The following is a 15,316-nucleotide window of genomic DNA, read 5'->3' as shown; positions in this document are numbered from 1 at the left end:
TATTCTGTGGCTCGTAATCTGAGGGATACGAAGATAAAACGATGAAAAACAAAGTGAGAGAGAAGCAGCAGCAGAAAGCGACCGCCAGCGACGTTGCCGAACTGGTTGGCGTATCAAAATGGACGGTCCTGCGCGCCTTTAAAAACGGCGCATCAATCTCACCGAAAGTGCGGGAACAGGTACTGGAAGCCGCTAACCGGCTGGGATTCCGCCCTAACCTGCTGGCCAGAGGCCTGAAACAGCGTAAAACCAACATTATCGGCGTGGTCACCGATGAGTTTAATAACCCGCACACTCTGAAAATGCTCAGCGAAGTCAGCCATCAGCTGAACGAGCGCGGCTATATGATGCTGCTCCTGAACACCGACTCGCAGGAGAACTATCGTTCGGTGCTGGAAATGGCCGGGCAGCTGCAGGTCGATGGCCTGCTATTTCTCGCCACCATCCTCAGCGATGAACTGATCCTCACCGCAGAAAGCATACATCAGGTGCCTTCGGTTCACGTCTGCCGCAACACCGACACGGCGGATGTCGAAGTGGTCAATATTGACGGCTTTGCCGCCGGTGGGGAAATCGGGCAGCTGCTGCTGGATCAGGGCTATCAGCGCTATGGCTATATGGAAGGCCGCAACACGGAAACCACGCATTTACTGCGGATGGAAGGCTATCAGTCGGTGCTGCAGGCGGCGGGGAAAAAGCTGGATATCCTGCTGAAATGTAACCACTACGATCGCGAAATCGCGTATCGCGCCATGAGTGACTATTTACGGGTCACGCCCGCTGAATCGCGGATTGATGCGCTGTTTTGCGAGAACGACGTGCTGGCTTTCGGGGCAATGCAGGCGATTCGCGATTACGATGCCGAACTGCATATTGGCGTCGCCGGCTTTGATGACGTGGAAGAGGCGCGAACTACCACCTGGAATCTGACCACCTGGGCGCAGCGCTCCGACCTGCAAATTGCCGAAGCGCTGAACCGTCTGTTGGGTGCCGAGGCTGACGAACAGGGTCCGTGGCGGTACGGCGAACTGCGTATCCGCCAGTCCCATCTTAACCCTGCCGCCGACCCCCATCAGTGAAGCGAAATAAAGTGATGCACCTTCGGTTTCTCTTCCCCCTGATGGAAGCGGGTTACGCTGCTCTGTAAATCGGCATCGGCATTTGATACCCGCTGGTGCTGGCGCAGATGCTCGTGCCAGGATTCCACCAGGAACCACTCCATCAGCGTGCCGCTATCGTGGCTGTGTTCCGCAATTCCCCAGGCGTAGGCTCCGTCACGGCGGCGCGTCAGCGACAGCTTCTTAATCTCTGCCAGGAACGCCGGGCGATCTTCCACCGCCACCTGATACTCAATCTGAATCATCACCGGGCCGCGATCGGTCGTCACGTCACCGCTCAGCTCCGGTGCATCCCAGTGGCCGGAAGGCTGAAGATCCGCTTCACCGGCCGGCAGTTTCAGACGCAGACACAGCAGCGCGGAAACCAGCAGCAGTATTGCCGCGACGATAAGCGTTGGCACCAGGCCAATCTGCTGGCCCACCAGGCCCCAGACCAGGCTCCCTGCCGCCATCGCTCCGTTGAAAATCATCAGGTAGACCGCCAGCCCACGACCACGTACCCAGTCCGGCAGTACCGCCTGCGCCACGCCGTTCAGCGAGGTCAGCGCGGTGATCCAGCTGACGCCCAGCAGGATCATCAGCGGCAGCGCCAGCGCTTTCACCGGCAGCAGGGCAATCACCACCATCACCAGCGCAGAGAGCACGGCAGAAAACAGCATCAGTCCGTCAACGTTCATCCGCTGGCGCAGCGCCGGCATAATCAGTGCGCCGACGATGGCGCCGGTTCCTACCGCACCCAGCATAATGCCGTAGAATCCGGCACTGCCCTGCAGCAGGTTACGCGCCACCAGCGGCAGCATCGCCCAGATGGCACTGGCAAAGAAGAAGTAGATGGCCGCACGCAGCAGCACGCGGTGCAGTTCGCGGCTGGCCTTCACATAGCGGATCCCCGCCCGGAACGCGCCGAGGAAATGCTCGGACAGTTCGTTCTGCGCCTTGTGCGGGCGTTTCCACCAGATCAGCGCGGCGATAACAAATACGTAGCTCAGTACATCGGCACCGTAAGCAGCCCAGGCACCCAGTGCCGCCAGCAGCAGACCACCGGCAGCCGGCCCCACCGCACGGGCAATATTGATCCCCAGCGAGTTGAGCGCGACGGCGTTTTTCAGCTGCGGACGCGGCACCAGCTCCGGCACAATCGCCTGCCAGGCTGGCCCCATCAGCGCGGCACCAATCCCGCCGACGAAGGTTAACGCCACCAGATACTCTACGGTCAGCATATTGTTATGCGACAAAATCAGCAGCGTTCCGCTGACGCTGGCCAGCAGCAGCTGCACGAAAATCAGCAGGCGGCGGCGGTCAAGAATATCCGACAGCACCCCGGCAGGGATCGCCAGCAGGAAAATCGGTAAGGTTGCGGCGGTCTGCATCAGCGCGACGGCGGCCGGGTTGGAAGACAGGCCGGTCACCAGCCAGGAGCTGGCGACGTCGCGCATAAAGCTCCCGGTGTTGCCGAGGATGGTCGCCGCCCAGATGGCGGCAAACAGCCCCTGTTTCAGCGGAGCGAAGGCACCTGATTGCGTAGGGGTGGTCATTTGCTGTTCCTCAAATCATTGCAGGCGACATACACCAGCGCACCCGCCAGCCCGAGGTGTTCAAAAAATCCGTTCATCACCATGCCGCGATCCGCTACCGGCACCTGCCAGAACGCGTTAGCCATAAAGGTGGCGGAGAAGGTAAACAGCGCCAGGGCCAGCGCGCCCAGCCAGCGCAGGCGGCCGCTAAGGATCATCAGTGATGCCCCCAGTTCCAGCGCAATCACCGCGGCGGCCATCGGAGCCGCAGGCGACAGACCAAAATGCTGCATCTCGGCTATCGCGCCGGGGAAATCCAGCAGCTTGACCAGGCCGCCCTGGATATAGGCAGAACAGAGGGCTAACAGCGCCAGCCAGCGAACGGCCGGGAACGGCACGCGAGACGTTAAAGCAGGAATAAGGGCATTACGCATGATTCTCTCCTGCCGGAACCGCCTGTTGGTCGGTTCCGGCATCGGGTTAATGGATCAGGCCTTACGGGCCGGGGCTTTGTGAACCAGGGTGTAGGCGTAATCCACGCCCATGCCGTAGGCACCGCTGTGCTCGCGCACCAGGTCCATCACCGCGTCGTAGGTCTCTTTGCGTGACCAGTCGCGCTGGTACTCCAGCAGCACCTGCTGCCAGGTCACCGGTACTGCGCCGGCCTGCACCATACGGTCAATCGAGCGCTCGTGGGCATCCACGCTGGTGCCGCCGGAGGTGTCGGTCACTACGTAGACTTCGAAGCCCTCTTTCAGCGCCATCAGCGCCGGGAAGGTCAGGCACACTTCGGTCCACAGGGCGGAGATGATCAGCTTTTTGCGGCCGGTGGCTTTCACCGCCTTCACGAAAGCTTCATCTTCCCAGGAGTTCATTGAGGTACGCTCAATCGGGGTTGATTCCGGGTGAACCGCTAACAGTTCAGGCCAGATGTAGCCGCTGAAGCTTTCGGTTTCAACCGAGGTGTAGATGGTCGGCACGTTAAAAATCTTGCCCGCCTTGGCTAAAGCGACGGTGTTATTTTTAAGCTGCTGGCGATCGATGTTGGCAACACCGAAGGACATCTGCGGCTGATGGTCGATGAAAATCAGGGTAGAGTTCTGTGGGTCCAGCAGGTCAAATTTAGACATTTTCAATTCCTCTTAACGTGTCGTTTTTCAATTTTGTGAGTGATGTTGTGCTGCTGGAAATAAGATTACGGCAGGAGATGAAAAGCGGATAGCGGAAAGAATTTAGCAACTCGTTAAGATTTTTTTGACAGGTTTTTAGCCATTATATAGAAGAATTTATCCATCCATATCAGCAAGATAAGTTGATAAGAATTTTCTAACAAGTTATCAAAATCTCTGCGTTATCTATCCGTCGTCAGAGCATCTAAGATTAATTCCAACAAGACGAAAATAACTGAATCATTAACGATTAGAGGAAATAACCATGAGCACATTCAATACGCAAGACGGCACGCAAATCTATTACAAAGACTGGGGTACAGGTAAGCCGGTTCTGTTCAGCCACGGCTGGCCGCTGGATGCCGACATGTGGGACAGCCAGATGAATTTCCTCGCCGAGCGCGGCTACCGCGTCATTGCCTTTGACCGCCGTGGTTTTGGCCGCTCAGAGCAGCCGTGGGAAGGATACAACTACGATACGTTCGCTTCCGACATCAACGACCTGATCCAGCACCTTGACCTGACCGACGTGACCCTGGTGGGCTTCTCAATGGGCGGCGGCGACGTGTCCCGCTACATTGGCCGCTACGGCAGCGAGCGCATCAACGCGCTGGTTCTGCTGGGCGCCGTCACGCCAATCTTCGGCCAGACTGAAGACCACCCGCAAGGAGTTGAGCAGTCGGTATTCGCCGGAATCCGTGACGGCCTGCGTAAAGACCGCGCCCAGTTTATCAGCGACTTCAGCACGCCGTTCTACGGCACCAATGCAGGCCAGACCGTCTCTGAAGGCGTACTGACCCAGACGCTGAATATTGCCCTGCTGGCGTCGCTGAAAGGCACCATTGACTGTGTGACCGCCTTCTCGGAAACCGATTTCCGCGGCGATATGGCGAAGATTGACGTGCCGACGCTGGTTATCCACGGCAGCAACGACCAGATCGTGCCGTTTGAAGCCACCGGAAAGCTGGCGGCGGAGATGATCGCAGGCTCCACGCTGAAAGTGTATGACAATGCCCCACACGGCTTCGCGGTAACGCATCAGGACCAGCTGAACCAGGATCTGCTGGCCTTCCTGCAGCGCTAATTTACTTCTCATTAAAGGGGGCGATTATTGCAATCGCCCCCTTTTTTATTGCTCATTTTTCTCGGCACGCAGGTATCATCGATCGCTGCACTGAATGGTTAGCCGATAATCAAAGCTATCGCTTGTCAGGTTCAGTGCGATTGATCAAACGATGCTCCCGGGTATGCCATATGCGAAGAATGGAGACAGTCTCTTCTTGAAACTCATAGCGCATTTCATAATGCCCGAGGATAAGTCGCCGAACGTCTCGCGGATGATAAGCTCCCAAAGCGGTTCCACTGCGCGGATGAACGGTAAGATTTTTTGCTGCCGCGACCAGCGACTGTACAGCGCCAGCAGCAGCTAATGGATTAACCGATACCAGAAAGCGATAGATACGCTCGAGATCGTCAATTGCCGGCTGCGTCCAGAGCAACACCATTACTGTTTACCGGATTTGGGTACCGATAAGGGCTTCTCTGTGCCTAAACTTGTCGCCCATTTCATCACATCATCATGGGCAACAACGCGGCCCTCATCCACAGCGGCCAGTGCTTCCAGCGTCATCTGATGACGCTGCTCTTCCTGGTCAATTAAATCCTGTAAGGCCTGCTTTATCAGCCACTCCTGTGAGCAACTGTAGTCCGCCGCTATCCGATCGAGTTTCTCTGCCATTTCCAGGGTAACACAGGCGGTAATCGCACGTGTTTTTGTCTGTCCCATAATGGAGCTCTCATAATGTGATTCAATTCTAATCATACTAAATCATCCTGATCTCACCCGCCAGCAGCCGGGTTCTGTGCAACACGCCTGAAAAATCTGCGCGATTCCATGTGAATAAGCACCACTATTTATGCCACAGCTTGTCCGTTAGCGCTGGTATTTTGACCGATTAACCGAGGCCGCTCGCAAATTCGCAGCTGAAAATCCAACGGCTACGGAAAAGGAAAAATCACCCGCGTGCCGCCAGCCACACCGCGTAGGCTTCATCCCAAATTGCGGCCGGCGTGCCCACTTTACCCAGCCCAAAACCGTGGCCGCCCTTGGAAATGCGGATCATCTGGACCGAAACGCCCATCCGGCGGCAGGTATCGTGCATGATCACGCTGTTTTCCGGGTTGGAGGTGGTGTCGTCTTCCGCCTGCGCCATAAACAGCGGCGGATAGGCGCGGGTGACATAGTTCTGCACCGACCAGCTGGCCTCTTCGGCGGGAGAAGGATGGTTACCAACCAGCGACAGATGGGTATTAGTATGGGTGTAAGGTGGTTCGAGGGTGATCACCGGATAAATCAGCCCCACGCTCTCAACCTTCAGTGACAGCTGGTCCAGCGCATCCTGCGGCTGATAGGCGTTATAGTCGGGTCGGGCGGCGGCCATGCCGAACAGATGTCCCCCGGCGGAGAAGCCGAGCAGATGCACGCTGCGTTCCATTGAACGCACCAGGCGGATCGCCCGCTGGGCATCCTGCAGCGCCACCAGGTTACCGTCCTGCCAGTGTTCGCCGGGCAGACGATAGCTGAGTACGTAGGCGGTGTAGCCCTTCGAGGCCAGCCATCGCGCTACCGGCCAGCCTTCGCGCCCCATGCCGATCCAGCGGTATCCCCCACCGGCGGCAATCAGTACGGCTTTACCGTTCGGTTCTTCCGGCTGAAAACGCTGAATGCCGGGGCTGACGATATTCGACCACGAACCGTTAGGCGAGATGCGCAGCGCCCCTTTCGGCCCGCCGCCGCCCGGCGGTTCTTCCGGCCAAAGGGGGAAAAAGTCCTGACGTGCGAACAGGTTATCGGTGCTCATGGCAAGGATAAACGCGCCGGAGCCAAGCAGCAGGCGGCGGCGACTAATCATCGTACATATCCAACATTCTCAGCAGGGGGACAGGGAATTTAGTGTTGAGTGCCAGGACGGCGGTTCTCAGTGGCGAAATAATATTCACAACGGCGGTAAAATGCTACAGGGGTCACACTTTTTTCATCATCCGCCCGCGCCGGGGCGCCAACAGAACGGTGGTCCGGGGGAGGGTTCTGCCGGACGCACAGGGAGGCAGCACACCGAAAACGGCAGCAGCAGGCAGAGGGATCGCGAAGAGCGGAGTACGGAGAAGCCATCGCGGGCAATGACACAGAAGGATTGCGTGGCTGCAGATGGAAAAAACGGGCCCCGGAATCAAGGCCCGGCAAACATTACTTCACGTTCTTCCTGGCAAAGTCCGCATAGTTTTCTTTGGTGATCACCTGATACGGTATCCACATAAATTTGTCTTTATTGGTGCCGTCAATCACCTGCTTCGCCATGGTCACCGCGCCCACGCCCTGGCCCGCCGCATCCTGGAACACGGTTAACGCCAGCTTGCCGTTTTTAATAAACTGCAGGGCATCCGGGGTGCCGTCGATACCGGCGACCAGGATATCTTTATTTCCGCTCTGGCCGAGGGCCATAATCGCGCCGATCGCCATCTCATCGTTGTTGGCGGCAATCGCATCGATCTTATCGCCGGAGAGCAGCCAGCCGGAGGTCACATCCACCGCTTCGTTACGCATCCACTGGGCGGACTGCTTCTCGACCACTTTCATATCTTTGTATTTGGCGATCACCTCTTCCGTGGCTTTGGTACGCTGACGCGCCTCTTCCGCCGACAGCGCGCCCATCAGAATGGCCACGTTGCCTTTGTAATTCATTTTTTTCGCCAGCGCTTCCATCTCCATCTGGCCGCCCAGCATCGAGTCGGAGCCGACGTAGGCCATCTTACCGGACAGCTCAACTTCCGGCTTACGGTTCACGAAGATCAGCGGGATATTGGCTTTGGTGGCCGCATCCATCATTCTTTTCACGCCCTGAGTATCCACCGGGTTGAGGATAATCGCGTCAACGCCCTGATTAATGAAGTTCTCAACCTGCTGAACCTGCACCGCCACATCGCCCTTGGCATCTTCAAACTGTCCCTGAATATTCTCCTTCTTCATCTCATTCGCCATCTGGGTGCGCAGAATAGAAACAAAGTTAAGATCGAAGTTGGCCAGCGCAACGCCAATGCGCAGGTCTTTCGCCTGGGATGCCGGTGCCAGCGCCATAGCGCAAACGAGCAGTGCGATTTTTTTCGTGTTCATAGCGTGATTCCTGTAGGTGTAGGTAAGTTATTATTTTTTAACTGCAAACTACTGATGAACGACTGATTGCTTAAAAAATTGCGGCCAGGGCTGGCCGCATCGGTACTGCATTACTCAAAGTGCGCTTTAAAGCTTGCCAGAGCGGTTTCAGTGTCCCCTGACGCCCAGCCTTCCAGCGCAATTACCCCCCGGTAATTCATGGCACGCAGCGCTTTGGCCACCGCGCGATAGTTGATCTCTCCGGTGCCCGGCTCACAGCGGCCCGGCACGTCCGCCACCTGAATTTCACCAATGGCACCGCCGCTGCGCTGCACCAGCTCAATCAGGTTGCCCTCGCCGATCTGCGCGTGGTAGAGGTCCAGATTCATCTTCAGATACGGGCTGTTGACCGCTTCCACCAGCGCCAGAGTATCCGCCGCTTTGGCAAACGGCGTACCCGGGTGATCGACGGCGGTATTGAGGTTTTCCAGGGTAAACACCCGTCCGGCTTTCTCACCCAGCGCCGCCAGCTTCTCCAGCGTTCTCACCGCTTTCACCCACATCTCGCCGGTGACGATGTCCACCGGCTTCACCGGCAGGCCCTTATTATCCAGCCCGGTGCCGTGCAGGTTCAGCGACGGGCAGTTCAGCCGCGCGGCCACCGCCAGCGACTCTTCGGCGCTGCTCAGCAGGTTTTCAATTTCCGCATCGTCGGTCAGGTTGCCGGTCAGATAGCCGGTCATCGAGGTGAAGCGCGCACCGGTCGCCGCCAGCGCAGCAATATCTTTGTTTTCCCAGTGCCAGATCTCCACGCCGAAGCCCAGCTGATGAATACGCTGCACGCATTCAATAAACGGCAGATCGAGGAAAACCATTTCGGCACTGACGGACAGGCTGTAATCGGACATGGTGGCGATCCTTATAATTTAACGGGCAGGTTCTGCTGCACGGAGGCGATACAGGCCAGCGCAATCGCCAGCGCGTTACGCGCATCTTCACCGGTAGCGCGCGGGGTTTCGCCGGTGGCGGCGCAGCGCACAAACTCATTAAGCTCAGCGACATAGGCATCGGCCAGCAGGTCGGTATCCTGGCGCGAGGTATCAATCGAGATGCCTTCCGCCGTGTAGCGCACCGCGTTATTGAGGTTAATATTGCCGATCTGCAGCATGCCGTTGCTGCCGAACACTTCGCCGCGCACGTCGTAGCCGTACACCGCCTGGAAGTTGGCTTCGGCAATGGCGATCGCACCGTTATCAAAGCGGATGGTGACCACGGAAGTATCCAGCAGCCCTTTGTCCTTGAAGTCCGGGCGCACCAGCGCGTCGGCCATCGCATAGACTTCCACCGGCTTCGCGCCCGGGTTGCAGTGCAGCAGGGTGTCGAAGTCGTGGATCAGCGTTTCCAGATAGATGGTCCACGGCGGGATTGGCGTAGGATCGCGCAGCGGGGCCGGGTCGCGGGTCAGCGAGCGCAGCAGCTGTGGCGTACCGATTTTACCGGCCTTGATCTCCGCCAGCGCGGCGGCGAATCCGCTGGCGAAGCGGCGGTTGAAGCCCACCTGCAGCACCACGCCGGCCTCGCGGGCGGCGGCAATGGCGCGATCGGCCTCTTCGAGGGTCACGGCCATCGGTTTTTCACAGAAGACGTGCTTACCGGCGCGCGCGGCGGCGACGACCAGTTCGGCGTGAGTCCGTGCCGGGGAAACGATCACCACCGCGTCAATATCCGGGCTGTCGAGCATCGCCTGCGGCTCGCTGTAGAAGTGCTCCACGCCGAGTTTTTCCGCCAGGCGCTGCGCGGCTCCCGGTACCGGATCGGCCACCGCGGCCAGCACCGCACCCGGCACGCGCTGAGCCAGAGAGGTCGCGTGGAAGCTTCCCATCCGACCCGCGCCAATCAGACCTACGCGCACGATTTTTTTTGTTACAGACATCTTGTTCCCCTTCAGGTTACCGGCAGACATTCGTTGTGTCTTTGTTATAAGCAAAGCCTATGCCAGCCTGACAATCCCCTGACGGCGCGCTTTTCTCTGCCCGCTGCGATCACAAAATGGATATAAAAAAAACATGTCAACTTAACATGTCGATAAAATGGACATTCCATTTAGCGGAGGGAAGAGCATGAGTCATCCACCCATCGTCACCGCCGCCATAGGCGAAGCGGGCGACGGTAAACTGAGCCTGCCGGAGAACAGCCAGGAAGCCCGGCGCTGGGATGCGCTGCTTGAGCAGGCCCGCCATGACTTTGATGCCGGCAAAGAGCCGGAGTTTGTGCGCCCCGACATTCTGCATTCGTGGCAATACAGCCGCGATGCCGGTATCGACCCGGATTTTTTTGCCTATACCTTCCCGCCGCAGGACGAGGTGAAGCAGATACTGACGGATAACGCCGTGCTGATTGAAGTCGCCAGAAGCATTATGGAAAACCTGCTGGCCTATAATCCCGACGGCCATATCAATCTCACCGACGCCAACGGCATCACCCTCTCCTACTGCGGGCTGGATATCACCCCGGTGGGCAGCATCCTGCGTGAATCCGAGATGGGGACCAACTGCACCGCACGCTGCCTCAAGCAGCAGCGGCTGGTCTATCTGCTCAGCGGGGAAAACTGGAAGCTTGCCCTGCGCAGCCGCCACTATCCCTGTGCGGCCGCGCCGATCCGCGATGCCGAAGGGCGGATGATTGCCGTACTGACGCTGACCGCCACCCAGGACAACTTCCACTATCACACCCTCGGCACCGTGCAGGCGGCGGCGGAAGCGGTGGGCCAGCAGCTGATCCTGCGCGCCCTGCTGGCGGAACAGAAGTCGATCCTCGAAACATTGAATGAAGGGGTGATCGTGCTGGATCGCAGCGGCACGATCAAAACCATCAACCGCTACGCGCGGCAGATCTTCCACGGCTTTGCCCGCACCGGTCATCAGGTGGACGCGGTGCTGAATCCGCAAAACGCGCGGCTGGCGACCATGACCTTCTGCAACGACCGCGAAGTGGTGTTTGTGCCGTCAGAAAACCAGCACGTTTCCTGCCTGGTGTCGGTGATGCCCGCGCCGACCGGCGGCAAGATTATCGCCCTGCGGGAAAACCAGCGTATCCGCGCCATTACCCGTCGGGTGATGGGCGTTAACGCCAGCTATACCTTCGATATGCTGTGCGGCAGCGCACCGACGCTGATGGTGGCGATGGAGAAAGCGCGCAGCAGCTGCCGCAGCGACAGTACGGTACTGCTGACCGGCGAAAGCGGCACCGGCAAAGAGCTGTTTGCCCAGGCGATTCATAATGAAAGCCCGCGCAGCGGCGAGGCGTTTATCGCCGTAAACTGCGGCGCGCTTCCGCGCGATCTGGTGCAGAGCGAGCTGTTTGGCTACGCCGACGGCGCGTTTACCGGCTCGCGGCGCGGCGGGGCGGCGGGGAAATTTGAGCTGGCCGACGGCGGCACCTTATTCCTCGATGAAATTGGCGATATGCCGCTGGAGGCGCAAACCAGCCTGCTGCGGGTGCTGCAGGAGAGTGAAGTAGTGCGCATCGGCGCGTCGCAGGCGGTGAAGGTGAACGTGCGGATTATCGCCGCCACCAACTGCAATCTGCTGAAGGCGGTGGAAACCGGCGCTTTCCGCCGCGATCTGTACTACCGGCTGAACGTCATCTCGATTCCTATTCCGGCACTGCGCGAGCGCAGCAGCGATATTCCGGCGCTGTCAGAGTGGTTCCGGGAAAAGGTCTGCACCCAGCTGAAAAAGGTGAACGTGCAGTTTACTTCCGGAGCGATGGAGGCGCTGTGCCGCTATCCGTGGCCGGGAAACGTGCGCGAGCTGGAAAATATTATTGAGCGGGTGATCAATACCCATGACGGGCTGCTTATTGACGCCGGCGATCTGCCGGAAGAGGTGATCCTGACGGGCCGCACGCCCACGGAGCAGGCGACTTCGCGGGGCACCGCCGCCCATGCCGTCCGGCTGGATGAAAACGAGCGGGTACATATCATCGCCACGCTGAATTCGCTCAACGGCAATCTGCGGCAGGCCGCGCAGCAGATGGGGCTGTCGCGCGCCGGGCTGTATAACAAGCTGAAGAAGTACGCGATAAGCGTGGATGAGTTCCGCCGGTAGCGCTGCGCTACCGGCAGAGGATCTGCCCGAACGGGTCAGATGAGGGTTTTGTCTTTATCTTTGCGCGACATGCTGTCGAGATAGCCCATCACAAAGGCAGACAGCACGAAGGTCAGGTGAATAATCACGTACCACAGCAGCTTGTTGTCGGGCACGTTGCGCGCGTCCATAAAGATCCGCAGCAGGTGGATCGAAGAGATCGCCACGATCGACGCCGCGACCTTGTTCTTCAACGAGCCGGAGTCCATTTTACCGAGCCAGCTGAGCTTTTCGCGGTGCTCGTCCAGATCCAGCTTGGAAACGAAGTTTTCATAGCCGGAGAGCATCACCATCACCAACAGTCCGCCGACGAGGGTCATGTCGATCATCGACAGCAGCATCAGCACCATGTCGTTTTCGGTCATCTCGATCACGTGCGGCAGCAGGTGGAAGACTTCCTGGAAAAACTTAATGCCCAGCGCCAGCAAACCCAGCGACAACCCAAGGTAGATTGGAGCCAACAGCCAACGTGAGGTGTAAATCAGATTTTCAACGAAACGTTCCATAGCATCCAGTTCAGAGTTCAACACGGCGCACAGTATAACTGATGGTCGATGAACTTTAGCAGGCGCGGAGGGCCGGAATTGGAAGAATTTAAACGACTTTACGTTGCGGGAAGGCAATCCCGCAGCGAAGGAGACCGGCCAGCGGATGGCCGACGGCGTTAGTGATACTGGCGATACTGCACGCGATAGTCGCGCGGGGTCACGTTGAAGTGCTTTTTAAACACCCGCTGGAAACACTGCTGGGAGGAGAAACCCAGATCCATCGAGATGGTCATAATGCTTTTAGTGGACGTGATCAGGCACTGTGCGGCCTGATCCAGGCGGCGGCTGCGGATAAAACTCGCCAGCGTAATGCCCTTTTTCTCTTTAAACGCGCGCTGCAGGTGCCACTTGGAGTAGCCCGATTTCGCAGCCACGGCCTCGATATTCAGCCCTTCTTCCAGATGTTCATCAATCCAGTCTACGATGACGTCTACGATTTCATTCTTCATTTCCACACTCCACAACGGCAGCGAATTACCCGCAACTGCTTCTGCCATTCACAATTAACGATGGATTTATCTTTTTGATTTACATATAGAAACAGATGATATGCAAAAATTAACGGAACATATCAATAAAAAGTAGAAAGGATGTTATTAGCAAGTTTAAAATAGCTCAAATAGATAATTTGAATCTGCTGATATAGACAGGAACTATTTAACAACATGATGGATCTTAATCTGGTCCGGGTTTTCATTGCCATTTATGAAACCCGCAGCGTCAGCGGAGCGGCCGATCGTCTGTTCATCACCCAGCCCTCGGCCAGCTATGCGCTAGCCCGGCTGCGGTCTGCGACGGATAACGAGCTGTTTAAGCGCAGCCGAAAAGGGATGCAGCCGACGCCGGTCGCCAGCCATCTGTATACGGTTTTTAAGCAGTCGCTGAGCGGGATAGAAAAAGCCGTGGCGGATACCCGCTGCTTCACCCCGGAAACATCTTTTCACAAATTTAGCCTCGCGCTCTCCGATCTCGGCGAGCAGCTGCTGCTGCCGAGGCTGGTTAAACATCTGCGTGAAGTGGCGCCGAACGTCCAGCTGGAAGTGCTGCCATTCGAGATGATGCGTATTGATGAATGGCTGCTGACCGGAAAGGTGGATGCCACGCTGTGCAGCCGCAACGAAAGTATCTCCCCCATTGCCCAGCGCGACAGAATTATGGACGAGCGCTACGTCTGCCTGGTGAATAACCAGCATCCGCGCATTAGCGGCGCGCTGACGTTAGCGAGTTATCTGGCCGAGCAGCACATTATTGTGTCGACCATCAGCGGGCATCATATGGTGGAGGCGCAGATCAAGGAGTATGGCTTTGAGCGGCGCATCGCGCTGGAGGTGCCGCACTTTACCGCGCTGGGCGAGATTATCGCCAGCAGCGAACTGCTGGTCACCATTCCGCTCAGCGCGGCGAAAATCTATGCCGCGCGCGGCAACGGGCGGATCGTCGAACTGCCGTTCCAGCTGCCGAATCTGGAAGTCTATCTCTACGGCCATACCGAGATCGGCGACATCACCGCCAAGACCTGGTTCTATAACACGCTGAAAGAGGCGTGCCCGGTACTGATGGAGAACTGACGCGGCACTCAGCCTTTGCGGCGCGGGCCACGGCTCCAGTAGGCCATAAAGCTGATGCAGTCCTGAGCCAGGCCGCGCTCGCCGATCAGGTAGCGGCGCAGGTGCTTCACCGCGCTGGACTCTGCCGCCACCCAGCCGTGGAAGCGCACGTCGTCGTGGTCGGCGCGGTCCCACACCAGCTGCCCTTCGGCCTCTTCGCGCAGATCTTCGCGCGACAGCGCACTGTCCGGCAGGCGCACGTGCTCACGCACCGCGCTCAGCAGCGCTTCACCGTAGCTGGCCCCGCTGGCGTCACGCGGCAACCAGTGAATGTCCGCAAAGGTGTACTGGCTGAGATCGACGCAGTCGTCGCCCTCGGGCACTTCCAGAAACACCTGCAGCTGCGGCGGATGCGGCCAGGCGGCGAGCTGTTCGAGGATCGCCTTCGCCGCCGGCAGCGCGGTTTCATCCGCCACCACCAGCCCCTGCTTCACCTGCGCGTGCGGGTTCCATTCGTAGCCGCCGCTGTCCTCGCCGTATTCCCGGTTCGGTGCGGCGATCTGCATCGCATCGCCTGGCTGCGCGTCCAGCGCCCAGGCCGAGGCCGGGCCTTCGGTGCCGTGCATCACGAACTCGACTTCCATCTCCGGCACATCGGCATCGGCGTTAACGTGGCGAAGGGTGTAAGTGCGCATAATCGGGCGATCTTCCACCGCCAGCTTGCTCATGTTCTCCCACCACGTCAGCCCGTTATCGACCGGCTCAAAGTGTTTGCCGCTGGGTGCGGGCAGCAGCAGCTTGATGCGCTGGTCCGGCGCATCCATCTTCATCTGGCGCACTTCCTCACCGCTAAACACGCAGCACAGCATCGAAGGAGACAGTACCTGCTTGCGCGCCAGTACGACATTGAATAAGCGATAACTCTGAGCAGCCATAGATCCACCTTGTTAGCCGAAAGCCGTGCGCGCGTGCCGCGCATGAGGGCTGCAAGAATAGCAAAGGCAAATGATAATGAGAATGCGTATTACCCAATATGCGCGGTGCGCGATTTATCCGCACGTGCCACCCGGGCGGAAGGCGTTGATCTCCGTCGCGAAAGCGTTCAACGTAAGGTTTTTCTTT

Annotated in this window: 16 protein-coding genes; 4 read left to right on the top strand and 12 right to left on the bottom strand. The window is 58.2% G+C overall.

Annotated elements, in window-relative coordinates; genetic code table 11:
- Positions 1 to 41: 41 nt before the first annotated feature.
- On the top strand, positions 42 to 1,079 hold the full coding sequence (locus PGH32_RS20370) for a LacI family DNA-binding transcriptional regulator (RefSeq protein WP_314427037.1): 1,038 nt from the start codon (positions 42 to 44) through the stop codon (positions 1,077 to 1,079).
- Here the strand turns inward: PGH32_RS20370 and PGH32_RS20365 are convergent.
- The 3 genes from PGH32_RS20365 to PGH32_RS20355 are packed head-to-tail and all read right to left on the bottom strand — an operon-like array spanning position 1,073 to position 3,762.
- Positions 1,073 to 2,653: an MFS transporter gene (locus tag PGH32_RS20365; RefSeq protein ID WP_337894959.1), complete on the bottom strand. Its 1,581-nt coding sequence runs from the start codon at positions 2,651 to 2,653 to the stop codon at positions 1,073 to 1,075. The genes PGH32_RS20370 and PGH32_RS20365 overlap by 7 nt on opposite strands.
- The gene (locus PGH32_RS20360) at positions 2,650 to 3,066 is read right to left on the bottom strand and encodes a DoxX family protein (protein ID WP_337894958.1); all 417 of its coding nucleotides are present in this window, start codon (positions 3,064 to 3,066) and stop codon (positions 2,650 to 2,652) included. Before PGH32_RS20360 ends, PGH32_RS20365 begins: the two co-directional genes overlap by 4 nt.
- A 54-nt stretch (positions 3,067 to 3,120) precedes the next feature.
- The gene (locus PGH32_RS20355; protein ID WP_105593567.1) at positions 3,121 to 3,762 is read right to left on the bottom strand and encodes a hydrolase; all 642 of its coding nucleotides are present in this window, start codon (positions 3,760 to 3,762) and stop codon (positions 3,121 to 3,123) included.
- 304 nt (positions 3,763 to 4,066) lie between these two features.
- Between PGH32_RS20355 and PGH32_RS20350 the strand changes: the two genes are divergently transcribed.
- Positions 4,067 to 4,885: an alpha/beta fold hydrolase gene (locus PGH32_RS20350; protein WP_337894957.1), complete on the top strand. Its 819-nt coding sequence runs from the start codon at positions 4,067 to 4,069 to the stop codon at positions 4,883 to 4,885.
- A gap of 115 nt (positions 4,886 to 5,000) precedes the next feature.
- On the opposite strand, the gene PGH32_RS20345 is transcribed toward PGH32_RS20350, so the two are convergent.
- From PGH32_RS20345 to PGH32_RS20320, 6 genes are all read right to left on the bottom strand, one after another.
- A complete protein-coding gene (locus PGH32_RS20345) occupies positions 5,001 to 5,306 on the bottom strand; it encodes a type II toxin-antitoxin system RelE/ParE family toxin (RefSeq protein ID WP_337894956.1) in 306 nt (101 codons plus the stop codon).
- Positions 5,306 to 5,623: a CopG family ribbon-helix-helix protein gene (locus PGH32_RS20340; protein ID WP_337894955.1), complete on the bottom strand. Its 318-nt coding sequence runs from the start codon at positions 5,621 to 5,623 to the stop codon at positions 5,306 to 5,308. The genes PGH32_RS20345 and PGH32_RS20340 overlap by 1 nt, the downstream gene beginning before the upstream one ends.
- A 193-nt stretch (positions 5,624 to 5,816) precedes the next feature.
- Complete coding sequence (locus PGH32_RS20335) at positions 5,817 to 6,713, bottom strand: alpha/beta hydrolase (protein ID WP_337894954.1); 897 nt, start codon at positions 6,711 to 6,713, stop codon at positions 5,817 to 5,819.
- Positions 6,714 to 7,048: 335 nt separating this feature from the next.
- A complete protein-coding gene (locus PGH32_RS20330; protein ID WP_314427025.1) occupies positions 7,049 to 7,972 on the bottom strand; it encodes a substrate-binding domain-containing protein in 924 nt (307 codons plus the stop codon).
- A 110-nt stretch (positions 7,973 to 8,082) separates the two neighbouring features.
- Entirely contained in the window at positions 8,083 to 8,859 is a 777-nt protein-coding gene (locus tag PGH32_RS20325; protein WP_337894953.1) for a TIM barrel protein, read from the bottom strand.
- Positions 8,860 to 8,870: 11 nt separating this feature from the next.
- Positions 8,871 to 9,884 carry a Gfo/Idh/MocA family oxidoreductase gene (locus PGH32_RS20320; protein ID WP_314427021.1) on the bottom strand — a complete coding sequence of 338 codons (1,014 nt, stop codon included), beginning with the start codon at positions 9,882 to 9,884 and terminating at the stop codon, positions 8,871 to 8,873.
- A 187-nt stretch (positions 9,885 to 10,071) separates the two neighbouring features.
- Between PGH32_RS20320 and PGH32_RS20315 the strand changes: the two genes are divergently transcribed.
- Positions 10,072 to 12,060, top strand: a complete 1,989-nt coding sequence (locus PGH32_RS20315; RefSeq protein ID WP_337894952.1) for a sigma-54-dependent Fis family transcriptional regulator — start codon at positions 10,072 to 10,074, stop codon at positions 12,058 to 12,060.
- A gap of 35 nt (positions 12,061 to 12,095) precedes the next feature.
- On the opposite strand, the gene PGH32_RS20310 is transcribed toward PGH32_RS20315, so the two are convergent.
- Positions 12,096 to 12,605, bottom strand: a complete 510-nt coding sequence (locus PGH32_RS20310; protein WP_105593574.1) for a TIGR00645 family protein — start codon at positions 12,603 to 12,605, stop codon at positions 12,096 to 12,098.
- A 158-nt stretch (positions 12,606 to 12,763) separates the two neighbouring features.
- Positions 12,764 to 13,096 (bottom strand): helix-turn-helix domain-containing protein, encoded by a 333-nt coding sequence (locus tag PGH32_RS20305; protein WP_314427015.1) that lies wholly within the window; start codon positions 13,094 to 13,096, stop codon positions 12,764 to 12,766.
- A gap of 216 nt (positions 13,097 to 13,312) precedes the next feature.
- Here PGH32_RS20305 and PGH32_RS20300 point away from each other — a divergent pair, with 216 nt between their 5' ends.
- Entirely contained in the window at positions 13,313 to 14,215 is a 903-nt protein-coding gene (locus tag PGH32_RS20300; protein WP_314427012.1) for a LysR family transcriptional regulator, read from the top strand.
- A gap of 8 nt (positions 14,216 to 14,223) precedes the next feature.
- On the opposite strand, the gene PGH32_RS20295 is transcribed toward PGH32_RS20300, so the two are convergent.
- A complete protein-coding gene (locus PGH32_RS20295) occupies positions 14,224 to 15,129 on the bottom strand; it encodes a siderophore-interacting protein (RefSeq protein ID WP_337894951.1) in 906 nt (301 codons plus the stop codon).
- Positions 15,130 to 15,316 lie beyond the last annotated feature (187 nt).

The organism is Erwinia sp. SLM-02, from assembly GCF_037450285.1.
Lineage (GTDB): Bacteria > Pseudomonadota > Gammaproteobacteria > Enterobacterales > Enterobacteriaceae > Erwinia.
This window is presented reverse-complemented; position numbering and strand designations above follow the sequence as displayed.